Annotated in this window: 22 protein-coding genes; 8 read left to right on the top strand and 14 right to left on the bottom strand. The window is 60.1% G+C overall.

Translation table 11 applies throughout. The features are described 5' to 3' along the window. Window positions 1–44: 44 nt before the first annotated feature. Complete coding sequence (locus QEV83_RS12510) at window positions 45–383, top strand: DUF1491 family protein (RefSeq protein WP_280128059.1); 339 nt, start codon at window positions 45–47, stop codon at window positions 381–383. A 47-nt stretch (window positions 384–430) separates the two neighbouring features. Here the strand turns inward: QEV83_RS12510 and QEV83_RS12505 are convergent, their stop codons facing one another. From QEV83_RS12505 to QEV83_RS12480, 6 genes are all read right to left on the bottom strand, one after another. Further along, the gene (locus QEV83_RS12505) at window positions 431–1,636 is read right to left on the bottom strand and encodes an NAD-dependent formate dehydrogenase (protein WP_280128058.1); all 1,206 of its coding nucleotides are present in this window, start codon (window positions 1,634–1,636) and stop codon (window positions 431–433) included. Window positions 1,637–1,882: 246 nt separating this feature from the next. Continuing rightward, entirely contained in the window at window positions 1,883–2,803 is a 921-nt protein-coding gene (locus QEV83_RS12500; RefSeq protein WP_280128057.1) for a LysR family transcriptional regulator, read from the bottom strand. Between the two features lie 54 nt (window positions 2,804–2,857). Next, a complete protein-coding gene (locus tag QEV83_RS12495; RefSeq protein WP_280128056.1) occupies window positions 2,858–3,523 on the bottom strand; it encodes a dienelactone hydrolase family protein in 666 nt (221 codons plus the stop codon). 82 nt (window positions 3,524–3,605) lie between these two features. Next, complete coding sequence (locus QEV83_RS12490) at window positions 3,606–5,282, bottom strand: porin (protein ID WP_280128055.1); 1,677 nt, start codon at window positions 5,280–5,282, stop codon at window positions 3,606–3,608. A gap of 427 nt (window positions 5,283–5,709) precedes the next feature. Continuing rightward, the gene (locus QEV83_RS12485) at window positions 5,710–7,518 is read right to left on the bottom strand and encodes an ATP-binding cassette domain-containing protein (protein ID WP_280128054.1); all 1,809 of its coding nucleotides are present in this window, start codon (window positions 7,516–7,518) and stop codon (window positions 5,710–5,712) included. A 75-nt stretch (window positions 7,519–7,593) separates the two neighbouring features. Next, window positions 7,594–8,379, bottom strand: a complete 786-nt coding sequence (locus QEV83_RS12480) for a DUF3891 family protein (RefSeq protein ID WP_280128053.1) — start codon at window positions 8,377–8,379, stop codon at window positions 7,594–7,596. Window positions 8,380–8,549: 170 nt separating this feature from the next. Here QEV83_RS12480 and QEV83_RS12475 point away from each other — a divergent pair, with 170 nt between their 5' ends. The 7 genes from QEV83_RS12475 (at window position 8,550) to QEV83_RS12445 (ending at window position 11,484) form a co-directional block, all read left to right on the top strand. Further along, a complete protein-coding gene (locus QEV83_RS12475; RefSeq protein WP_280128052.1) occupies window positions 8,550–8,702 on the top strand; it encodes a hypothetical protein in 153 nt (50 codons plus the stop codon). A gap of 75 nt (window positions 8,703–8,777) precedes the next feature. After that, complete coding sequence (locus QEV83_RS12470) at window positions 8,778–8,954, top strand: hypothetical protein (RefSeq protein ID WP_280128051.1); 177 nt, start codon at window positions 8,778–8,780, stop codon at window positions 8,952–8,954. Between the two features lie 40 nt (window positions 8,955–8,994). After that, the gene (locus QEV83_RS12465; RefSeq protein WP_280128050.1) at window positions 8,995–9,948 is read left to right on the top strand and encodes a metallophosphoesterase; all 954 of its coding nucleotides are present in this window, start codon (window positions 8,995–8,997) and stop codon (window positions 9,946–9,948) included. Window positions 9,949–9,974: 26 nt separating this feature from the next. Then, on the top strand, window positions 9,975–10,331 hold the full coding sequence (locus QEV83_RS12460) for a cupredoxin family copper-binding protein (RefSeq protein WP_280128049.1): 357 nt from the start codon (window positions 9,975–9,977) through the stop codon (window positions 10,329–10,331). A 189-nt stretch (window positions 10,332–10,520) separates the two neighbouring features. Continuing rightward, window positions 10,521–10,715, top strand: a complete 195-nt coding sequence (locus QEV83_RS12455) for a hypothetical protein (RefSeq protein ID WP_280128048.1) — start codon at window positions 10,521–10,523, stop codon at window positions 10,713–10,715. Window positions 10,716–10,997: 282 nt separating this feature from the next. Further along, window positions 10,998–11,231, top strand: a complete 234-nt coding sequence (locus QEV83_RS12450; RefSeq protein ID WP_280128047.1) for a hypothetical protein — start codon at window positions 10,998–11,000, stop codon at window positions 11,229–11,231. A gap of 76 nt (window positions 11,232–11,307) precedes the next feature. Continuing rightward, window positions 11,308–11,484, top strand: coding sequence for a hypothetical protein (locus QEV83_RS12445; protein ID WP_280128046.1), 177 nt, complete (start codon window positions 11,308–11,310; stop codon window positions 11,482–11,484). Window positions 11,485–11,492: 8 nt separating this feature from the next. Here the strand turns inward: QEV83_RS12445 and QEV83_RS12440 are convergent, their stop codons facing one another. The 8 genes from QEV83_RS12440 to leuS all read right to left on the bottom strand — a co-directional run bounded on the left by QEV83_RS12440 (window position 11,493) and on the right by leuS (window position 21,029). Beyond that, the gene (locus QEV83_RS12440) at window positions 11,493–11,894 is read right to left on the bottom strand and encodes a F0F1 ATP synthase subunit epsilon (protein ID WP_280128045.1); all 402 of its coding nucleotides are present in this window, start codon (window positions 11,892–11,894) and stop codon (window positions 11,493–11,495) included. Between the two features lie 47 nt (window positions 11,895–11,941). Beyond that, entirely contained in the window at window positions 11,942–13,393 is a 1,452-nt protein-coding gene (gene atpD / locus QEV83_RS12435; protein WP_280128044.1) for a F0F1 ATP synthase subunit beta, read from the bottom strand. A 27-nt stretch (window positions 13,394–13,420) separates the two neighbouring features. Beyond that, a complete protein-coding gene (locus QEV83_RS12430) occupies window positions 13,421–14,296 on the bottom strand; it encodes a F0F1 ATP synthase subunit gamma (RefSeq protein WP_280128043.1) in 876 nt (291 codons plus the stop codon). A gap of 71 nt (window positions 14,297–14,367) precedes the next feature. Next, on the bottom strand, window positions 14,368–15,897 hold the full coding sequence (atpA, locus tag QEV83_RS12425) for a F0F1 ATP synthase subunit alpha (RefSeq protein ID WP_280128042.1): 1,530 nt from the start codon (window positions 15,895–15,897) through the stop codon (window positions 14,368–14,370). After that, complete coding sequence (locus tag QEV83_RS12420) at window positions 15,897–16,460, bottom strand: F0F1 ATP synthase subunit delta (RefSeq protein ID WP_280128041.1); 564 nt, start codon at window positions 16,458–16,460, stop codon at window positions 15,897–15,899. Before QEV83_RS12420 ends, atpA begins: the two co-directional genes overlap by 1 nt. Window positions 16,461–16,813: 353 nt before the next feature. After that, window positions 16,814–17,821 (bottom strand): DNA polymerase III subunit delta, encoded by a 1,008-nt coding sequence (gene holA / locus QEV83_RS12415; protein ID WP_280128040.1) that lies wholly within the window; start codon window positions 17,819–17,821, stop codon window positions 16,814–16,816. Between the two features lie 6 nt (window positions 17,822–17,827). Then, window positions 17,828–18,358 (bottom strand): hypothetical protein, encoded by a 531-nt coding sequence (locus QEV83_RS12410; protein ID WP_280128039.1) that lies wholly within the window; start codon window positions 18,356–18,358, stop codon window positions 17,828–17,830. Then, window positions 18,345–21,029, bottom strand: coding sequence for a leucine--tRNA ligase (leuS, locus tag QEV83_RS12405; protein WP_280128038.1), 2,685 nt, complete (start codon window positions 21,027–21,029; stop codon window positions 18,345–18,347). The genes QEV83_RS12410 and leuS overlap by 14 nt, the downstream gene beginning before the upstream one ends. Between the last annotated feature and the right edge of the window lie 81 nt (window positions 21,030–21,110).

Raw genomic sequence — 21,110 nt, 5'->3', positions numbered from 1 at the left:
GGGGGAGGAGCCTTCCGGTAGCCTTTCACGCGGGGCGTTCACACATGCGGCTACGCGCCGATATTTGGGTTTCAGCTTATTTGCGCCGCTGCGCCCATGAGGGCGCGAATGCCGTGTTGCGGCGGCGCGGGTCGCCGGAAGCCGGAGCGATTTTCATCAAGATCGACCGGCTCGACGGGTCTGCCGCGCTCTTTGGCCCTGCACCGCAGAGCGAGGTGAGGGAAGGTTATGACAGGCTTTTCGCGCGGCTCCATCGCGAAGCTTGGATTAGCCCCGCAGAAACGGAAGCAAAACTTTCGCGCGAGATCGGCTTTGACCCTGATCTTTGGGCGGTCGAGACGGAGGACCGCCTCGGCCGGATTTTTTTCGATATCGCGGAATAATAAGATCGCAAGGAATGGCTCCCTATACGGAACCGCTCTTCCGAAATTTACGCGCTTTTCTTGAACTTCGCGGCTTCCTCGGAGCCGCTGGTGGCATTGCCGGCACTGTAGGAATGGGCGCCGACGCCCGCCAACTTGCCGCCCTCAACGATCAAATATTCGTCGCGGATGGGCCGTCCCTCGAAATAGCACTCCAGGATTTCGCGCACGCCTGCCGCGTAGCGCGCCTGCGCCGAGAGCGACGTGCCCGAAATATGCGGTGTCATGCCGTGATGCGGCATGCTGCGCCACGGGTGATCCTTGGGCGCTGGTTGCGGGAACCAGACATCGCCCGCATAGCCCGCGAGTTGACCGCTTTCGAGCGCCCGCACAATGGCATCGCGGTCGCAGATTTTTCCGCGCGCAGTGTTCACGATAAAGGCGCCACGTTTCATCTTGGAGATCATCTTGTCGTCAAAGAGATGCTCGGTTTCGGGATGCAGCGGGCAATTGATGGTGACGACATCGCAAACCTTGACCATGTCCTCGACGGTCGGATGCCAGGTCAGGTTCAGCTCTTTCTCTACTGCCTCCGGCAAGCGGTGGCGGTCGAAATAATGCAAATGCATGTCGAAGGGTTTGAGACGACGCAGCACGGCAAGCCCGATGCGGCCCGCCGCGACGGTGCCGACATGCATGCCTTCGACGTCATAAGAACGCGTCACGCAATCGGCGATGTTCCAGCCACCCTTCACCACCCATTGATACGAGGGAATATAGTTACGGACGAGCGACAGGATCATCATCACCACATGCTCGGAAACGCTGATCGAATTGCAGAAGGTGACCTCGGCGACGGTGAGTTTGCGGTCGATCGCCGCCTGAAGGTCAGTGTGGTCCGAACCGATACCGGCGGTGACAATCATCTTGAGTTTGGGCGACTTGGCGATCCGCTCGGCGGTCATATAAGCGGGCCAGAACGGCTGCGAAATGATGATTTCGGCGTCCGGCAACTCACGATCGAGGACCGAATTGGCGCCGTCCTTATCCGAGGTTACAACCAAAGTGTGGCCGTTGGATTCCAGATATTTGCGCAGGCCCAATTCGCCTGAGACGCTCCCGAGAAGCGCGCCAGGCTTGAAATCAATCGCTTTGGGCGTTGGAAGCGTTTGACCGTCCGGATAGCGGTCGATTTTCGGAAGATCATCCCTTGGGTAGGATTTCGGATACCCATCCACCGGGTCATCGTAAAGCACGCATACGACCTTAGCCATAATGTTCTCCCTTTGCGTCATTGTTGAAATTGGAAGACTTTGTTTATGCTCAAGTTTACGCCGGAGAGTTCAGGACAGGATGGAACTATATATCTCGTCAGGCGAACTTGTTTTTCAAGTATTCTCTCAATTTACTTGGCAGAAGTATTTCAGATATAAATTTGCTCCGCTCAAGCGAGCGCAAGCTCTTCCCAAAGCGGATTTTTATCCAATGAATTCTTTGGAACGATTGATAGAAAACTCTGATCAGTTATGGCCGCGGATCGCTGTCATCAGCTCATCCTCGAATTCATCGGCGCGGAGCGATGCAGTGAGAGCGTTGGCCATCGGCGGCAAAGGATCCCGGTCGGTCAGGACAAGCCCAATGAGTTGACCATAGGCTGGCTCGACAAGATCGATCGCCACAAGATCGCGCAAACCGGCGAACACGTAGAAAAACGTGTGCGGCACGATACTGGCAAAGCCCCCGTGGCGCAGATAAGAACAGACGCCGAGAAACGAATTGCTGATGACAGGCGGCTTTGGCTTGATCTCGAGCGACTCAAAAACAGCATTGATGATCCGGCGATTCTGCATGTCCTCGCTGAGGAGGCATAGGCGCTCCCCCGCCGCCTCCCGCCACGAGATGGCCCGCCGTCCCTCGTAGCGCCCGCCGCCGCTGGTCACGAAGATGTAGTGCTCTTTGTAAAGGGGAATCCGGCGCACATGCTCCAAGGGCTCGTTGTCGAGATAGGTGACCCCCGCGTCGATCTCGAAGGAATCGAGCGCCTTCTGGATCGCGCGCGACGTCATCGAAATCACTTCGACATGTGCTGCCGGATGCGCTGAGAGAAATCGTGCCGTCAGGCAGGAGACCGGCGGCATCGCGGCTGGAATGACGCCAAGCCGCAACGACCCGGAGAGCTCGCTCCCAAGACCCGTGAGATCGATCCGCAAGCCATCGTAGTCGCTGAGAATTTTTTGCGCCCAGGCGAGGACCCGGGCGCCTTCGGCGGTGAGGCCGAGAAATCGGTGGCCGCGAATGACCAGCCGGACTTCCAAATCGTCTTCGAGCTTGCGGATCGCAGCGGAAAGTGCTGGCTGAGAAATGTGGCAAGCCTCCGCCGCTTTGGCGAAATGCTTTTCGCGCGCAAGCGTGACGAAATAGCTCAGATGGCGGAGAAACATGAAAGGCACCGGCAGACTGTCACCGGCACCGATATAACATAAAAATATATAGCGCTAACTGGCCTTATTTGGGCCGGGGCGGAGGACATAGCGGAAAAACTCCGCGGCCAAGGCAATCCCGACATCGTCGATGGCATGGCCAAGGCCTGGCCTTGCCACCGCCTGAACCGGAACGCTCAAAGCTTCGAGTGCGGCCCTCGTAAGGGTCATCGATGGGAAGGGCACGACCGTATCCGCTTCGCCGTGCAGGAGGAGGACGGGGGGTCTGCCAAGACTCTCCCTTCGCAGCAAGGCCGCGCCTGGCAACGCTCCGGAAAAGGCGGCAACCCCGGCGATCTCTTTGCGATGCAAGCCAGCATAAAGGGCGGTTGCCGCGCCTTGCGAAAACCCGGCGAGGGCGAGACTGGAATCGTCGAGCCTTCGGCTGACCAGCAGTTCATCGAAAAAGCCATCGAGGATGGCGGCCGCATCGCGCAGTCCCGCGAGCAGCTTTTCTGGTGTCCGGTCGTGCAAGCTGAACCATTGGCGGCCGGCCGGAGCGTAATCACACGCAAACGGCGCGTCAGGGGCGATGAATTCCGTATCCGGAAGCAGTTCCCGCCAAGCATGCGCCAGGAAGAGGAGGTCGCGGCCATTGGCGGCGACCCCGTGCAGGAGAACGACTATAGAGTTCGGCTTGCCGCCAGAAAAGGGTGCGAGCCTTGGTCCGTTCCATTGCATCGCGGCCTCTTACGAGACAGCCCGGCGCTTGCGGCGCCGGGCTTAAGAAGTCTTCGTTATATTCTATATTCGGACCAGAGATTTAGAAGGCCCTCTGAACCCGGATGCGCCCTTCATATTGGTTGGTGTTCGGCTGGAACGTTGGCAGGCCGACCGTGGCGAGCACCACGTCCGGGGCGAGACCAACCGGCCGCGACTGATTCACATGCACATACATGAACTCGGCGCCGATATCGAAGCCCTTGAGCGGCGTCCACACGAGATTGGTGCCGACCCGGCCTTCCTTGATGTTGGAAATGCCGACCCCGCCGCCAAACCCGGCCAGCGCGTCGCCGGAATAATTCACCGCCATGTAAGAGCCATAGACCGCCGAAGCCAAGGTCGGAATCCAATAATGCTTGTAGGCGCCGGTGATGTCCCAGCCCGTCTGCTGCTGGCAGGAGACGCTGCCGGGGAAAGTGCCGAGCGTGCTGCTGGCGAAGACGCAATCCGAATTCGGCTGCGCGTTCCAGCCGGCGCTGTAATCCGACGGCGTGAAGCCCGAACCGGCGTAGCGGTTCTGGTTGACCGCGCCATAGTTGAAGCCAAGATTGGTGCCCGCGATATAGCCGAACGCGCCTTGCTCATAAGCCGCCTGCAGCCAGAACTTGTCGCCGGGGGAGATAAAGTCGGCGTTCAGCTGAATGCCGGCCTGGACCGCGAAGCCGTAATTGTTGCTGGTGACGGCCGGGAAGGCATAGGCGGGCGTCTGTGGCAGGGCGGGCGAGGCCGCCGGCGTGCCCAGCGCGCTCGCCCCGAACAGGCTGGCGTTGTTCTGATGCGCGGCGGCCGAGATTTGCACCGAGCCCCAGGGCTGATCGTAGCGGAAGTTGCCGACGATGTCCGGGATCCGCGACCCCGCCGGCTGGCCCAGGAAGGAGGTGGCGGTGATGCCGTTGATGGTGACCGGCACGACGGCGGTGCCGGCGGCATTGGCCGGGCCGGTGATCGTGCTGCCGATGGCGGCGCGCCGCGACGCCTGATCCTCGGCCGACAGGGTCGCCGAGAAGCCGCTGCCGAAGGTCGTCGTATAGGACAACAGGGCGACGGTCGCGTTGGAGCCGCGCAAACCGACATAGTTGTAGGCGTCGGCATAGAAATCGAACATCGATTGGGCGCGGCCGGCGGTGAGGCCGGCGAATTGGATGAACGCCTTGTTGACGATCGTCGATTCGCGCTGCGAGCTGGAGCCCGCCGTGGTGTTGAAGGTATTGCCGAGCGAGCCCAGGCTGCCGGTGGCGGAATTGCCGCCCGAGCCATAATAGGAATCGATCCGGATGAAGGCGCGCAAGGTGCCCCAGGGCGACTGCGTCCTGGCGTCGAGTTCGGCGCGGCCGAGGGCATTGAAGCTCGTCGCATCGCGCGAGCGGGCATTCGAATATTGGGTGACACTGGGAACGAAGCCAAAACCGGGGGCAACCCCGACCCCGGCGAAGGCGCCATGGAAGGGCGCGGCGCCATTGCCATAGAAGCCGGTGCCGCCGATGCTGTAGTTGGGGCTAAAGCCGCGGAACTCGCCGAGCACCAAGCCGCCGATCCGCAAACAGGTCTCGGTGCCGGGGATGTAGAAGAAGCCGGCGCCATAGGCGTCGCAGACGCGGACATATTCGATGGGCGCGGCCTGGGCGGCCGGCAGATCGGCGGCGCGGGCGCCCGGCGCCAGAATGGTCACAGCCAAGCTCGCGGCCGAACCCAAAAGAAGCCCCTTGAGAAGTCTCATGTCAAATCCCCTAGTCGGGACCCCTCCGGATCCGGTTGATACAAGCGGCGGTTGCAGGCATTTCCTGCCAAGTTCACGCCAGCGGTAAGAAACTCTAACTTTATCGAGTTTATATAGTCAATAAGGAAACTGTGCTATTTGCGCAACAGTTATCACATTTCGGTCGCGATAGCGTCCGTTCCCTTATCTCACCGGGCGCGGCGGCCTCGCTTACAGCCACTCTGTCCGTGTCACAGGTTATTTATCGGTAGTATATGACGGTTCGGCGTCATGTGAATGACAGATTAATGAACCATGAAGTGCGAAAAAAATAAGCAATACCTTGATTCTAAATATTTATTTAGGAAAATTGGCGCCGATTTGAGAATGGCTGAGGTCGTGTTAATGAGCGTGCGTCGCAAAATTACCACAGCTATGATGAAGCTTGTCATCCGTCACTCCCCTCCCTGAGCAGCTCGAGGGTAAGCCAATTTTCCTCTGCTTCGGCAAGAGCGGACTCAAGATTTGCAAAGGCTTCCGAGGCCTGCGTGAATTTGGCGGGATCGCGCGCGTAAAGTCCGGGATCCTCGAGCAGGGACTGGAGCTTTGCCTTTCGAACCCGCAATTCCTCAATGCGCGCCGGCAAGGAGTCCAACATGTGCCGATCCTTGAAGCTGAGGCCAGGCTTTTGCTTCAGCGGCCGCGCCAGTGTTGTTTTGGGCTTTTCCTTGGCCACTGGGGGCGCCGGGGAAACGGGCACCCCGCTGACTCCGGCGCCGCGTTGGGCAACCATGTCGGAATAGCCCCCGGCATATTCGATCCAACTTCCGCCTCCTTCGGCAACCAGAACCGAGGTCGTCAGGCGGTCGATAAAATCCCGGTCATGGCTGACGAGCAGGAGGGTGCCTTTGTAATCGGCGAGCATTTCCTGCAAAAGGTCGAGCGTTTCAAGATCGAGGTCGTTGGTTGGCTCGTCGAGAACGAGAACATTGGAGGGCTGCGCCAAGACCTTCGCCAGCATGAGCCTGCCACGTTCGCCGCCCGAAAGACGTCCGATCGGGGTGCGCGCCTGCTCCGGCCCGAACAGAAAATCCTTCATATATCCAATGACATGCTTGCGCTCGCCATTGACTTCGACGAAATCGCTGCCGCCGCCGGTCAGGGCGTCCTTCAGCACCGTCCCCGGATCGAGGCTCGCCCGTCCCTGGTCCATCCCTGCAAGCAGGAGATTGGCGCCCAGCCGCACATGACCCTGGTCTGGCGGCATGACTCCGGTCAAGAGATTGATCAGCGTCGTTTTGCCCGCCCCATTGGCGCCGATCAGACCGAGACGGTCGCCCCGCAGAATGCGGATTGCGAAATCCTTGACGATGACCCGGTCGCCAAAGGACTTCGAAAGGCGCTTGGCTTCGATGACGAGCTTGCTGGACAGGTCCGCTTCCGAGGCCTCGAACTTGACCCCCTGGGGGGCGCGGCGCTGCCGCTGCTCGGCCCGCATCGACCCGAGGCTTGCGAGCCGTTTTTGGTTGCGCTTGCGCCGCGCGGTGACGCCATAGCGCAGCCAGTCTTCCTCCGCCGCGATCTTGCGGTCGAACTTATGTTCCGCCTTCTGCTCGGCTTCAAGCTCGGCATCGCGCCAAGCCTCGAACTCAGCAAACCCGCGTCCGAGCACCCGGGTGCGGCCGCGATCGAGCCACACGGTGCCGCGCGAAAGATTTTGCAAAAATCTGCGGTCGTGGCTGATGATGACAAGCGCCGAGCGCACCACTTTCAACGCCGTTTCGAGCCATTCGATCGCCGGCAGATCGAGATGATTGGTCGGCTCATCAAGGAGCAGAATATCCGGCTCCGGAGCGAGCACGCGGGCCAGGGCGGCGCGCCGCGCTTCGCCACCCGAGAGCCGCGCCGGATCTTCCTCTCCCGTCAGTCCCAACTCGTTCAACAGCGTCCGGGCGCTGTGGCGATCATCCAAAGGGCCAAGTCCCGCCTCGACATAGGCGAATGTGGTGGCATGGCCGGAAAGATCGGGCTCCTGCGGCAAATACCGCACATCGGCGCCGGGCTGCAGAAAACGCCTCCCGCTATCGGGCTCGATGAGCCCCGCCGCAATATTGAGGAGCGTCGATTTGCCGGAACCATTGCGTCCGACGAGGCACAAACGTTCCCCCGCCGACACAGAAAGCGAGGCGCCTTGAAGCAGGGGCTTACCGCCAAGGTTCAGCGAAATATCTTGCAGCGAAAGAAGGGGCGGTGCCATGCGTTCCAGGGGTTTGGGAATTTACTCGCCCGTGTTTAGAGCATGCTCGAAGATTCGTATGGAGTTTTTTTAAAATCATGCCCGGTGCAGCACGGCGGTCACCCGCACCGGTTCTGCCTCGTTCAGCGCCTGCTGAAGCTCTTTTTGGGTCGAAAATCGGCCGCGTAAGCGCTTGCCCTCGGCGCGGACCGCGATGCTCGTCTGGTGGAATGGCCAAGGTTCCAAAATCAAATTTTGACGATCCCGAAAGCGAAGGCTCAGCTCGGTCTTACCTTCCCCTTCCGTTGGCACGTCCGGGATCTTTTGGTCCGATTCAACGCCCCAGCAGATCGCGAGAGACATCCAGTCTAGCGCCGCGATCAGGCGCTGATTGCGCGTGATGTTTTCCGGCGACGCCTGCTCTCCATATTCAGGATCGGCACGCAGCGAGGCCGCAAGCCGCGCCTGCACATCGTGTTGGTCGTCAAGAAAAGCGCGAACCGCTTCCGCATCCTCAGGGCTAGCCTTTGCGACATCGAAATACCGTGCGTAGATCGTATCGGCGTGAAGCGTGACCAAAAGCGCCGGATAGCGGCCGAAAGTTCTCGCCCGCCGTACTCCCTCCCGCCACAGACCGATATGGGTTTGCGGCGGGACCTTGGAAAACGGCATTGGCAACCCTGAACCGGCTTCGAGCACGGGGGCTTCCTCCCAGGCGAGCCAGCCAATGTCATGCAACTCGGCGGCGAGGCAAACGTCCTCGTTCGGCACCGGCGCGGCAAATCGGTCATTGCCCCACGCGCGCGCCAACTGCCCGGAGAGCCAAGCATGGCTCGGCTGTGGAATGGCGATCACATCGAGGCCGTCCGTGCGCAGTAGCATTCTTGTTACTTGTTTGGCGTCCCGCAAAAATCAAGGCGGCGGCGATGGTTGCAAAAAATTCGCAAAAGCATGGGGAATAAACAGCCGCCCCGCCAAGTCTCCTCTGTAGCAATCGCACAAAGCCGCGGCGTGAAAGAAATCTCACCCGCAGCCAACAAAGGAGACTGTCAATGAAACTTCTCAAATCCACGTTGCTCGGCGCTTTTCTCATCTTTTCCGGCGTCTTCGTTGCCTCCTACGCTTCTCCGGAAGGCAATGGACATGTCGGCGACACCGCCTCCTATGCGGCCCCAGAAGGCAATGGGCATACCGATACAGCGTGACACGCGGCCAATAGTCCGAGGCCCCGGCAATCGCCTGGGGTGTCGAAAACGGCCTTGGAGCCCGGAGACCCGAACATGAAAACGGCTTTCAGAATCCTCTTGATACCCCTCACGATTTTCGGCCTGACCGCCTTTGGGATGTGGGCAACCGTTCTCGCCGGAAAGCATCCCTCGCCGATTGCCGCGATTGGCGTTCAGCCGGCACCTTCGCTCGGCTTCAACGCCTCCCATGATGACAAAGGGCAGTGCTGATTTGCGCGGCCCGATATATGTGACTTTTGGAGAACCGAAAATGTCAGACGGCAATACAAACAACAAAATCGACCGGCGCGGCGCCCTCGAATGTATGATCTGGGCTGGCACCGGCATCGTCTGGACGCTGAACGGCGGCGTGCCAAAATCATCGCAACTGCTGGGCATAGGCGCGGCGCAAGCAGCCCAAAAGAAGGCTGCCGGCTTCAGCTTCCTGCAGATTTCGGACAGTCATATCGGTTTCAACAAACCGGCCAATCCCGACCCGCTCGGAACCTTGAAGGAAGCCATCGGCAAAGTGAGCGAACTCCCCGCCAAACCCGCTTTCATGATCCACACCGGCGACATCACCCATTTGTCGAAACTGGGCCAATTCGACGATGCGGAAAAAACCATCAGTGAAGCCAAGCTCGATGTTCACTACGTGCCGGGCGAGCATGATCTCGTCGACGAGAACAATGGCAAGGCCTATCTCGAACGCTTCGGCAAGAACACGCAAGGCAGTGGCTGGTATTCCTTTGACGATGGCGGCGTGCACTTCATCGGGCTCGTCAATGTCGGAAATTTGAAAGCGGGCGGTATGGGCTCGCTCGGCGATGAACAAATCGCCTGGCTCGCAGACGATATCAAGGGCAAGCCAGCTTCGACGCCGATCGTCGTCTTTGCCCATATTCCACTGTGGACGATCGCGGCCGATTGGGGCTGGGGCACGGAGGATTCGGCCCGTGCGCTGGAGCTTCTCAAGCGATTCGGTTCGCTGACCGTGCTCAACGGCCATATTCATCAAGTGATGCAGAAAGTGGAGGGCAACGTCACTTTCCACACGGCAAGATCCACGGCCTTTCCCCAGCCCGCGCCAGGAAGCGCGCCCTCGCCCGGGCCGATGCTCGTGCCAGCCGACAAGCTGCGCACCGTGCTGGGCATCACAAGCGTCGAGGTCAAGCACGGAAAAGCCGCCCTCGCGATCACCGATACGCCCTTGGCCAGCGCATGAATCCGCAAATGTTTAGGAAACCAAACATGCTGAGTCTGAGCACAGGGCTGGCCAGCGGCGCTTGCCGCCTTTCCTGCACGTTGGCCGTCGCGGCGGCTCTCGCCGCTCTTCCAGCGTTGCCAGTTTACGCGGCGGACACCCAGGTCAACATCGATAATTTCACGTTCAAACCAAAAGATCTTACTGTGAAGGCCGGAACCGCGATCGTGTTCCTGAATCGCGACGACATTCCTCATTCGGTCGTCGAAACAAACGGTGCCTTCCATTCCAAGGCGCTCGATACGGACGAGAGCTTTTCGTACACCTTCACGAAGCCCGGCACTTACGATTATTTTTGCGGGTTGCATCCGCAAATGAAAGGCAAAATTGTCGTGACGCCTTGACCGTCACGGGACCATCAATTCCCCGTGAAATCCGGAACCGTGGTGCCGTGGTCTAATTTGGTAATCATTCGGTGCTACATATTTTTCTTGCGGCCTGTAAGAACGCCGTACCCCTGCCTACATCTATTCATGCGGGGTTTAAGAAACGACCAACGAATATAGGGGAAGGGAGACCAACGGAGACGGACGATGACCATTCTCAAGCACGCACTTCTTGGGTCTTTCAGGATTGCACTTCTTGGTATGCTGAAGTTCGCGCTTTTTACTTACACTTTTTTTCTTCCCAATACCGGGTTTGCAGCCAATGGTCCGGAAAGTGACGGGCAGGCGAGCAAAATTGCCGCCTATGGCGCAGATCACAATGGCAACATCAGCGTTGGGTAAGAAAGCCAATCGTCCGGGCTGAAAAAGATATCCGCCCCTGTATGGTGCCGTGATCCAGCGCCGAAAATCTTCTTGAAGCAGCGATAAAGCATCGGCTCGCAGCCCGGCGGCGTCTGTGATGACGCTGGCTGCACTCCCATGAGCGGATCCCCACGACGTGACCGGCCTTCGGTCAAGCCACCACGCCCCGTGTGTAACAACACAGTGGCACGGACCGTATTGCCCTACATCAGGGCGATACCCGCTAGCAATCGCGCCGCGGACAGCTGAAGGAGATCAGCCATGAACATCCTCAAGATTGCATTTCTCGGTTCCGCCCTCGTTTTCTCCGGCGCCGCCGTTGCGTCCTATGCCCCGCCGGAAGGTAATGGCAACTTCAGCAGCGCTTCCTACGCCGCCCCGGAAGGCAACGGCAATTTCAGCAGCGCTTCCTATGCGGCCCCCGAAGGCAACGGCAATTTCAGCACTGCCTCCTACGCGGCCCCCGAAGGCAATGGTCATACGGGCGATGCGTAACGACGGAAGATCTGCGGGATCCGGGCCACGCGCCCGCGTGCCGGATCTCGTGAGATTCCCTGATAGGACTACGAAAATGAAAACAGGTCAGAAGATTTTCATCATACCGGTGATTTTAGCCGCCCTGACTGCCTTTGGGATGGAAGCAACCGCATTGTCCGCGCGGAATCCTTTGCCCGAGGCCAGACTCGGCGCAATGCCGGAAACACCGGCTGTCTTCGTCCCGTTTGACGGAGCGCAATTGAACGACTGACGGCCCGCTCAGAGTCCGAGTTGGGCTTTCAGCTCCAGCAGCTGGTCACGCTTTTCGACCGCAACCCGCCGCCCCTCGTCCGTCGTCGCGCGGGTGATTTCTTCCTCGACACCGCCAATTCCAGCATCGAGTTTGGCCGGATCGAGGTCGGCAAGGTCGATCGCTTGGTCGGCAAGGATGATAAGGCCCGCCGGGCCAGCCTCGGCGAAACCGCCCGGCACGAAAAGCCGGGTTTTTTTGGCGGCCGTTTCGTCGATGACGACAATCCCCGGTTTCATGCTGGAGATCACGGGAGCGTGGTCCTTGAGGACCGTGAACTCGCCCTCCGTTCCGGGCACCACCACGGCTTCCACCTCTCCCGAAAAGACGAGCTTTTCAGGAGACACGATTTCAAAGTGAAAAGCCGCCATTTGCCGCCCCTGGATGAGTTTTCAATATTTTCCGCGTGCCGCGTATTTTAGGCTGCCTCGGCGGCGAGCTTTTGCGCCTTCTCAATGGCTTCCTCGATGGATCCCACCATGTAGAACGCCGCCTCGGGCAGATGATCATAATCGCCGGCAACGAGCCCCTTAAATCCCTTGATCGTGTCGGCGAGCGAAACGAGCTTGCCAGGCGAGCCGGTGAAAACTTCGGCGACATGGAAGGGCTGCGACAGGAAGCGCTCGATTTTCCGCGCCCGGAACACCGTGAGTTTGTCTTCCTCGGAAAGCTCGTCCATGCCCAGAATGGCGATAATATCCTGCAATGCCTTATAGCGCTGCAAAAGCTGCTGAACCTGGCGGGCGACGGTATAATGCTCCTCGCCAACAACCAGCGGCGACAACATGCGCGATGTCGAGTCGAGCGGATCGACAGCCGGATAAATGCCCTTCTCGGCGATGGCGCGCGACAAAACGGTCGTCGCGTCGAGATGCGCGAAGGAGGTCGCCGGCGCCGGATCGGTCAAATCGTCGGCGGGCACATAGATGGCTTGCACCGAAGTGATCGACCCCTTGGTGGTGGTGGTGATCCGCTCCTGCAAATCGCCCATGTCGGTGGCGAGGGTCGGCTGATAGCCGACCGCCGAAGGGATGCGGCCGAGCAGCGCCGACACTTCCGAGCCCGCCTGGGTGAAACGGAAAATATTGTCGATGAAGAACAACACATCCTGGCCCTTGTCGCGGAAATCCTCGGCGACGGTCAGGCCGGTCAGCGCGACGCGGGCACGGGCGCCTGGCGGCTCGTTCATCTGGCCATACACAAGCGCGCATTTCGAGCCCTTGGCGGAGCCGCCATGCTCATGCGGATCGACATTCACCTTGGACTCGATCATCTCGTGATAAAGGTCGTTGCCCTCGCGGGTTCGCTCGCCCACCCCGGCGAAAACCGAATAGCCGCCATGCGCCTTGGCGATATTGTTGATGAGTTCCATGATCAACACGGTCTTGCCGACGCCGGCGCCGCCGAAGAGGCCAACCTTGCCGCCGCGTGAGTAAGGCGCCAGAAGATCGACGACCTTGATGCCGGTCACTAGGATCTGCGCCTCGGTCGATTGTTCGGCATAGGAGGGCGCGAGCTGATGAATTGCCCGCTTGCTCGACGCTCCGACCGGACCCAATTCATCCACCGGCTCACCAATGACGTTGATGATGCGGCCGAGGCATTCGTCGCCGACCGGCACCATGATGGGGGCGCCGGTATCGGTGACCTTCTGGCCACGGGTAAGCCCCTCCGAAACATCCATCGCGATGCAGCGCACCGAATTTTCACCCAGATGCTGCGCGACTTCGAGGACCAGGCGGTTGCCGTGGTTGTCGGTTTCGAGCGCGTTGAGGATTTGCGGCAGGTGCCCGTCGAATTTTACGTCGACGACCGCGCCGATGACCTGCGTGACGTGGCCCGTGGGCAAATTGGATGCGGCATCAGCCATGCTTCGTCCCCTTGATGACTTGAATGTTTAGAGCGCCTCGGCGCCGGAGATGATCTCGATCAATTCTTTGGTGATCATCGCTTGGCGTGAGCGATTGTATTTCATGGTCTGTTTCTTGATCATTTCGCCAGCATTGCGCGAGGCATTGTCCATCGCGCTCATCCGCGCGCCTTGTTCCGACGCCGCATTTTCAAGCAACGCCCGCAAGACTTGGATGGAAATGTTGCGCGGCAAAAGGGACGCCAGGATTTCTTCCTCGTCCGGCTCGTACTCGTAAGACGCAGCGGATGGCGCGTCCTTCGCGGCCACCGGCAAAGCAAGCGGGATGATTTGCTGCGCCGTCGGGATTTGCGCGATCACCGACTGAAAGCGCGAGTAGAATATCGTGCAGACGTCGAACTCGTTCGCCTCATGCAACGCAACAATCTTGCGGCCAATCGCGTCGGCATCGGCGAAGCTAAGCGACCGCACCGCGCGCAGATCGATCGTTTCGATGATCTGCCGCCCGAACTGCCGGCGCAGGACGTCATGCCCTTTTTTGCCTACACACAGTATCTTGACCGTTTTGCCTTGCCCCATGAGGGAGATGGCCGTGTCGCGCGCGAGCCGCGCGATCGAGGAATTGAAGGCGCCGCAAAGCCCGCGCTCCGCGGTGCACACCACAAGGAGGTGATGATCCCCGCCACCGCCGGAGAGCAACGGTGGCGCTTCCCCGCCTGTCCCGATCGAGGCGGCAAGATTGGCCAAAACCTTGTCCATGCGCTCGGCATAGGGCCGCGCCGCTTCCGCCGCCAGCTGAGCGCGGCGCAGTTTCGCGGCCGCGACCATCTGCATGGCCTTGGTGATTTTTTGGGTTGCTTTGACGGAGGCAATCCGGTTTCGCAGATCCTTCAACGAGGGCATGGTTTATCCGCTTCACCTCTGTCCGGGCGCCGATGACTCACGTGCAGTTCCCATCGAAGAGCACGTTTCGATCACGTAAAATTCTTGGCGTAGGCATCGACGATCGATTTGAGTTTCTTGCCCGACTCGTCGGAGAGATCCTTCGTGGTCCGGATGGCGTCGAGCAAATCTTTGTGGCTGGCACGCAAAAGCGCCAGCAGCCCTTCCTCGAAAGCCTTGACCCGGTCGACCGGAAACGCATCGAGATACCCATTGACCCCGGCGTAGATCACGCAAACCTGTTCTTCGGCCTTGAGGGGCGAGAACTGCGCCTGTTTCAAAAGCTCGGTCAGACGCGAGCCGCGCGCGAGCAGGCGCTGGGTCGTCGCGTCGAGATCGGAACCGAACTGCGCGAACGCCGCCATTTCGCGATATTGCGCGAGTTCGCCCTTGATCTTGCCGGCGACCTTTTTCATCGCCTTGGTTTGCGCCGAGGAGCCGACGCGCGAGACCGAGAGGCCGACGTTGACGGCGGGCCGGATGCCTTGAAAGAAGAGGTCCGTTTCAAGAAAGATCTGGCCGTCGGTGATCGAAATCACATTCGTCGGAATATAGGCCGACACGTCATTGGCTTGCGTTTCGATCACCGGCAGCGCGGTGAGCGAGCCGGAGCCATTGGCGTCATTGAGCTTCGCCGCGCGCTCAAGCAGGCGCGAATGCAAATAGAACACATCGCCCGGATAGGCCTCGCGCCCTGGCGGACGGCGCAACAACAGCGACATCTGGCGGTAAGCGACGGCTTGCTTGGAAAGATCATCATAGATGATCAACGCGTGCATGCCATTATCGCGGAAATATTCGCCCATCGCGCAGCCAGCGAAGGGCGCCAGGAACTGCATCGGCGCCGGATCGGACGCGGTCGCCGCGACGACAATCGTGTAGGGCAGCGCGCCCTGCTCTTCCAAGACTTTCACGAATTGCGCGACGGTCGAACGCTTCTGTCCGATGGCGACATACACGCAATAAAGCTTGGCGCTTTCGTCGGTGCCTTCGTTCAAGGACTTTTGGTTGAGAATCGTATCAAGCGCCACCGCCGTCTTGCCGGTCTGCCGGTCGCCGATGATCAATTCGCGCTGGCCGCGTCCAATCGGGATCAAGGCATCGATGGCCTTAAGGCCGGTCGCCATCGGCTCATGCACGGATTTGCGCGGGATGATGCCCGGCGCCTTGACATCGACGCGGGCGCGTTTCTCGGCTTGGATCGGGCCTTTGCCGTCAATGGGATTGCCAAGCGCATCGACAACCCGGCCAAGCAACCCCTTGCCGATCGGCACGTCAACGATTGCGCTGGTCCGCTTGACCGTCTGGCCTTCGCCGATCTCGCGATCGCTGCCGAAAATGACGACACCGACATTGTCGCTTTCGAGGTTCAACGCCATGCCCCGCACGCCGTTCTCGAACTCGACCATCTCGCCCGCCTGGACGTTGTCGAGCCCATAGACGCGGGCGATACCGTCGCCGACCGAGAGGACTTGGCCGACCTCGGTCACCTCTGCTTCATTGCCGAAGTTCGCGATCTCTTTCTTGAGGATCGCGGAAATTTCCGCAGCGCGGATCTCCATTAGCCGGCCTCTTTCATACGTGTGCGAATTGAGTTGAGTTTGGTTTTGAGCGAGCTGTCAACCATGCGGGAACCCAGTTTGACGACAAGGCCACCGATGATCGCGGGATCGAGCTTGATCGCAAGATCGACGTCGCCGCCGCCCGAGATACTGGCCAGCGCGGTCCGTAAGGCCTCGATATGTTCGGGCTTGAGTGTCTCGGCGACCGTCACCTGTGCACGGGTGATGCCTTTTTGCGCATCGTTCAGCAAATTGAAATCGCGGATCATGTCGGCGATGGCGAAGAGCCTGTGCTTGGCCGCGACGAGTTTGATGAAATTGGCGGCGATTCCATTGATCTCTGCCTGGGCAAGAACGGCGCCAAGCGCCTTCACCTGGTCCTCGGCGGAAAAGACGGGGCTTTTGACGAAACGGGCGAAATCCGGGCTTTCGCCTATCAATCCCATGAAAGAGGCAAGATCGGCGGCCGTCTTTTCCGTCGTTCCGGTTTCCTGGCTGAGCGCAAAAAGCGCTTGAGCGTAGCGCCCTGCCATTCCCGGCACGAGAGTCTCTTTATCCGCCAACACCGACCCCTAAAAATAACACAAGCCCGCTGCCCGGTTCACCCATTTCAGAAAAAGCCGTGCAAGGATGAAGCCATGATTTCACGGCGTGAGACGGGAAAATTGGCTCGGACTGAAGCTGAAACGAAGAATACCGCCTCGCCCCAGAGGCGAGGGGTGAACTAACATAGAGATTTTTGCGGCGCAACCCTGGCCGCAAAGAATGCCTTCCCTGCGTTTCCGCGTGGATTGTTGCATCCATGACAGCGTGAGGCGGACCGCGATGGCGCGAACGGGATTTCTCCAAGCAGACGATGTTCTCAAAGCCGATGGATTTACGCGGCAAAATAGCGCACTTCGTGCCACCCGCGCCATCACCGCGCGGTGGCTTTGTTGCGGACGGATTGGGCAATTGACCAGAGTGCCCGCTCGGCGGCGGAAGATCCAAGTTTTGGTTCGCGGCGCGTCCTCGCGATCGCCTCACTGAGGATACCGATCGCCCGGACAAGGCCCGTTTGCGTCCAAAGCCGCGAATGCCGCTCGAAGGCATCCTTTTGTCCAAAGCCCGCTCCCGTAAATTCGTAAGAAGCGCCGGGACGAGCGCGATGCAGGTCCAGTGCGTGCCGCAAAGCACCGGCGAGCACCATGTGATGATCGCCCGCGCCCGCCATATCGCGCAGACCCGCGTCGAGGGCTGCAAGATCCCCATCAAATGCCGCATTGACAGCCTTGGCGGCCATGAGACTTGAGGCATTGCTGACAATGGCCTCGACATGATCGAGGCGGATTTCTCCGCCGCCATGCGCGAATAGCATCAGCTTTTCGATCTCCAAGCGCGTCGAGAGGCGGTCCTGGCCAAGCTGGGAGACAAGAAACGCTTTGGCGTCCGGAGCAATCGTCAGGCCGCTCCCGGCAACCTCGGCTTCGATCAATTGAGCGATGTCCTTGGCGGAATCCGGATAACACTGGATCGCAGCGGCGTTTTTGCCGCGCTCGCACAGCACCCGCAATGGCGCGTCTTTTTTCAAAGCGCCGGCTTCGACGACGATCGTGCAATCTTGCGGCGGGGGCCCGCGAAGCACTGGTTCGAGCGCGGTGGCAAACGCCTTGCCTTGCGCCTCGATCAGGATCGCGCGCCTGCCACCGAACAGCGGAATTGTGTTGGCCTCATCGGCGAGCCGCAAAGGATCGGCAGCCAGTTCGTCGCCAGCGATGCGCACGAGCTGAAAGGGGTCTTTCGGATCATCGATGGCGGCTTTGATAATTTTTTGCGCCCGCTCGGCGGCAAGTCCTGCATCCGTGCCAAACACGAGGTACAGATAAATATGTGGCGCGGGGCGTGCGAGGAAACGGTCCGCTTCGTGGTTTTTGACCGCGACCACCGGGGTCTATCCTCGCCCGGCGAACACGGCCGCAATACCGGTGCGGATCTGATCGGCGAGCGTTTTCGCATTGCTGATTTCGCCATACCGCGCGGCGCGAATATCGGCGTATCTTTGGCTTGTCCGGTCATAACTCACGGCCGCGATGGCGTGGCCCTTGGTGATGGGCTCGCCGCCTTGCACCGGCTCAAGCACGTAATCGGCGTTCACCACCACGGTCGCGGCCGTCGGATAGCCCGTCACTGTATCGATCAAGGGCGTTTGCACAGTCTCCCTGACCGTCACCGTCAGCTTGTATTTGGGCGGCACATGCGATCCGGTGCCGTTCAACGCGAAGATCAGCTCATTGCCAAGATAATGACCGAGCCGGTTGGGAATCGGGGTGACCTCGATCGCCTGCAATTCGCCCGCGACATCGCCGCCCGCGCTCAACGGCCCGTATAGCGGCTGGATACAACCGGACAAGGCAAACGCCCCGAGAAGCGTGGCGAAGGCGCGGGCAAGCGCCGGTCGATCCTGCCATTCAACCCACGACATTGACGATCCTTTGCGGAACGATGATGACTTTTTTCACCGGCCTGCCTTCGAGCGCCCGGCGCACCGGTTCGAGCGCCAGCGCCGCCGCCTCGATCGCCGCGTTTCCGGCATCGCGCGCAACCACGAGATCCGCCCGCTTGCGGCCGTTGACCTGCACCGGATAGGCGATCGTATCCTCGACGACAAGCGCCCGGTCGGCGGACGGCCATGCCGCCTGCGCCGCCAAATCCCTGTGGCCAAGCGCCGCCCAGCATTCCTCGGCAAGATGCGGCATCATCGGCGCCAACATCAACGTCAGCATATCGGCCGCCTCGCGGAACGCGGCACGGAGATCCGGCGCCACCTTTGCGGTTTCGATGTCGCCGACCGCCGCCGACAGCTTGTTGGCGAGATCATGGATTTGCGCGACGGCGCGATTGAAGCGCAGCCGCTCGATATCTTCCTCGACCTTGATCAGGCCCCCATGCACGGCCCGGCGGATCGCCGCCGCCTCCGCCGACACATCCGCCGGAACAGGAGTTACAATAGGCGCCGCGAGGCCCTTCAATTCGCCAACCAGCCGCCACAGCCGCTGAACGAATTTCGCCGCGCCCTGGACGCCTTCCTCGGTCCAGATGACATCGCGCTCGGGCGGCGAATCCGACAGCACATACCAGCGCGCCGTATCGGCGCCGAAAGCCAAAATAATGTCGTCGGGGTCGACGGTGTTCTTCTTCGATTTCGACATTTTCTCGATGGCGCCGATCGTGACTTCCCCGCCGGTGCTGATGCTAAAAGCCCGTCTTCCCACAGCCTGGCTCCCATCACTTTTGACAGAAGTGAGGGCATTGCCGGCCTGCGGAGGAGATCCAACAGAGAGCCGGATTTCGGCCGGATACAGCCACGTCCCATCCTGGTCGCGATAGGTTTCGTGCACGACCATGCCTTGCGTAAACAGTCCCGCAAACGGCTCCTTCAGCGCGCCGACATGCCCCGTCGCCTGCATCGCTCTCGTAAAAAACCGCGCATAAAGCAGATGCAAAATCGCATGCTCGATGCCGCCGATATATTGATCGACGGGCAGAAATTTCTCGACCATTTCCGGAGTCGTGGGTGCGGCCTCGTTCCACGGATCGGTGAACCGCGCGAAATACCAAGACGAGTCAACAAACGTGTCCATCGTGTCGGTTTCGCGCTGCGCCGCGCCGCCGCATTTCGGGCATGTGACATGTTTCCATGCCGGATGCCGAGCAAGCGGATTGCCCGGCTCGTCAAAACTCATATCCTTTGGCAGTTCGACCGGCAGATCGGCGGCGGGAACCGGCACCACGCCGCAGGCCTCGCAATGGATGATGGGGATCGGGCAGCCCCAATAGCGCTGGCGCGAAATGCCCCAATCGCGCAGCCGGTACTGGACCTCGCGTTTGCCTTGCGGCCGGTTGCCAAGCGGTCTCCCTTCGAGCCGTCTGGCGACGTCTTCCTTCGCCGCCGCGATGCTCATCCCGTCGAGAAACCGCGAATGGATCAGCACCCCATCGCCATCATAGGCGGTATCAGTAATTTCGAACGTCTCCGGGTCCTGACCAGGCGGACAGACCACCGGCGTATTGCCGAGCCCATAGGCATTGGCAAATTCGAGGTCGCGCTGGTCATGCGCTGGACAGCCGAAAATCGCGCCGGTGCCGTAGTCCATCAGCACGAAATTGGCGGCATACACTGGAAGCTTCCACTCCGGATCAAACGGATGCCGCGCCTTGAGCCCCGTGTCATAGCCCTTCTTTTCCGCCGTCTCGATCGCCGCCAGCGACGTGCCGCCATGATGGCAATCGTCGATGAACGCCGCCAAAGCGGGGTCGTTCCGTGCCGCCTCCGCCGCCAGCGGATGATCGGCGGCAATGGCCAAGAATTTGGCGCCGAACAGCGTGTCGGGGCGCGTCGTATAGACTTCGATCTCGCGCGCCTTCACGGCGGGCGCGGGGTCAAGTTCGAAGCGAACGCCGAGCCCTTCCGAGCGGCCAATCCAATTGGCCTGCATCAGCCGGACTTTTTCCGGCCAGCGCGTCAGCGTGTCGAGCGAGCCCAAAAGCTCTTCGGCGAAATCGGTGATCTTGAAAAACCATTGGGTTAGCTCGCGCTGCTCGACCAGCGCGCCGGAGCGCCAGCCGCGCCCGTCTATGACTTGCTCATTGGCGAGCACGGTATGATCGAGTGGGTCCCAATTGACTTTGGATTTCTTGCGCACCACCAGGCCTGCGTCCAAAAAATCCAAAAACATTTTTTGCTGGTGCTTGTAATAGGAGGGATCGCAGGTGGCGATCTCGCGCGACCAATCGATCGACAGCCCCATCGACTTCAATTGCGTGCGCATCGACGCAATATTGGCATAGGTCCAATCGGCCGGATGGCTCTTGTTGTGCCAGGCGGCGTTCTCGGCCGGCATGCCGAATGCATCCCAGCCCATCGGATGCAGCACATTGAACCCGCGCGCGCGCTTATAGCGGGCGATCACATCGCCCATCGTATAGTTGCGGACATGGCCCATGTGGATGCGGCCGGACGGATAGGGAAACATCTCCAGAACGTAATATTTCGGGCGCGCATCCGCGTTCCCGGTCCGGAAGATGTCCTTCTCGTCCCAAATCGCCTGCCATTTGGGTTCCGCCTCGCGGGCGTTGTAGCGCTCAGAGTCCATGCTGTGTTCGTCGACCACTCAATTCCGTTTCACCATCCCCCTCATCCTGAGGAGCAGGCGAAGCCTGCGTCTCGAAGGATG

This window comes from Methylocapsa sp. D3K7 (assembly GCF_029855125.1).
In the GTDB taxonomy this organism is placed as follows: domain Bacteria; phylum Pseudomonadota; class Alphaproteobacteria; order Rhizobiales; family Beijerinckiaceae; genus Methylocapsa.
Note: the sequence above shows the minus strand (reverse complement) of the source record. Positions and strands in the feature narration are given on the sequence as shown.

Bases quoted from the DNA above. Each gene is read 5' to 3' on its own strand.
- QEV83_RS12445 (WP_280128046.1), top strand. From the start codon at position 11,308: ATGAAAACAGGTCAGAAGATTTTCATCATACCGGTGATTTTAGCCGCC.
- QEV83_RS12505 (WP_280128058.1), bottom strand. From the start codon at position 1,636: ATGGCTAAGGTCGTATGCGTGCTTTACGATGACCCGGTGGATGGGTAT.
- atpD (WP_280128044.1), bottom strand. From the start codon at position 13,393: ATGGCTGATGCCGCATCCAATTTGCCCACGGGCCACGTCACGCAGGTC.
- QEV83_RS12440 (WP_280128045.1), bottom strand. From the start codon at position 11,894: ATGGCGGCTTTTCACTTTGAAATCGTGTCTCCTGAAAAGCTCGTCTTT.
- atpA (WP_280128042.1), bottom strand. From the start codon at position 15,897: ATGGAGATCCGCGCTGCGGAAATTTCCGCGATCCTCAAGAAAGAGATC.
- QEV83_RS12430 (WP_280128043.1), bottom strand. From the start codon at position 14,296: ATGCCCTCGTTGAAGGATCTGCGAAACCGGATTGCCTCCGTCAAAGCA.
- QEV83_RS12500 (WP_280128057.1), bottom strand. From the start codon at position 2,803: ATGTTTCTCCGCCATCTGAGCTATTTCGTCACGCTTGCGCGCGAAAAG.
- QEV83_RS12470 (WP_280128051.1), top strand. From the start codon at position 8,778: ATGAAAACGGCTTTCAGAATCCTCTTGATACCCCTCACGATTTTCGGC.
- QEV83_RS12495 (WP_280128056.1), bottom strand. From the start codon at position 3,523: ATGCAATGGAACGGACCAAGGCTCGCACCCTTTTCTGGCGGCAAGCCG.
- QEV83_RS12475 (WP_280128052.1), top strand. From the start codon at position 8,550: ATGAAACTTCTCAAATCCACGTTGCTCGGCGCTTTTCTCATCTTTTCC.
- QEV83_RS12480 (WP_280128053.1), bottom strand. From the start codon at position 8,379: ATGCTACTGCGCACGGACGGCCTCGATGTGATCGCCATTCCACAGCCG.
- QEV83_RS12485 (WP_280128054.1), bottom strand. From the start codon at position 7,518: ATGGCACCGCCCCTTCTTTCGCTGCAAGATATTTCGCTGAACCTTGGC.
- QEV83_RS12465 (WP_280128050.1), top strand. From the start codon at position 8,995: ATGTCAGACGGCAATACAAACAACAAAATCGACCGGCGCGGCGCCCTC.
- QEV83_RS12455 (WP_280128048.1), top strand. From the start codon at position 10,521: ATGACCATTCTCAAGCACGCACTTCTTGGGTCTTTCAGGATTGCACTT.
- QEV83_RS12410 (WP_280128039.1), bottom strand. From the start codon at position 18,358: ATGTCGTGGGTTGAATGGCAGGATCGACCGGCGCTTGCCCGCGCCTTC.
- QEV83_RS12490 (WP_280128055.1), bottom strand. From the start codon at position 5,282: ATGAGACTTCTCAAGGGGCTTCTTTTGGGTTCGGCCGCGAGCTTGGCT.
- QEV83_RS12510 (WP_280128059.1), top strand. From the start codon at position 45: ATGCGGCTACGCGCCGATATTTGGGTTTCAGCTTATTTGCGCCGCTGC.
- leuS (WP_280128038.1), bottom strand. From the start codon at position 21,029: ATGGACTCTGAGCGCTACAACGCCCGCGAGGCGGAACCCAAATGGCAG.
- QEV83_RS12460 (WP_280128049.1), top strand. From the start codon at position 9,975: ATGCTGAGTCTGAGCACAGGGCTGGCCAGCGGCGCTTGCCGCCTTTCC.
- QEV83_RS12450 (WP_280128047.1), top strand. From the start codon at position 10,998: ATGAACATCCTCAAGATTGCATTTCTCGGTTCCGCCCTCGTTTTCTCC.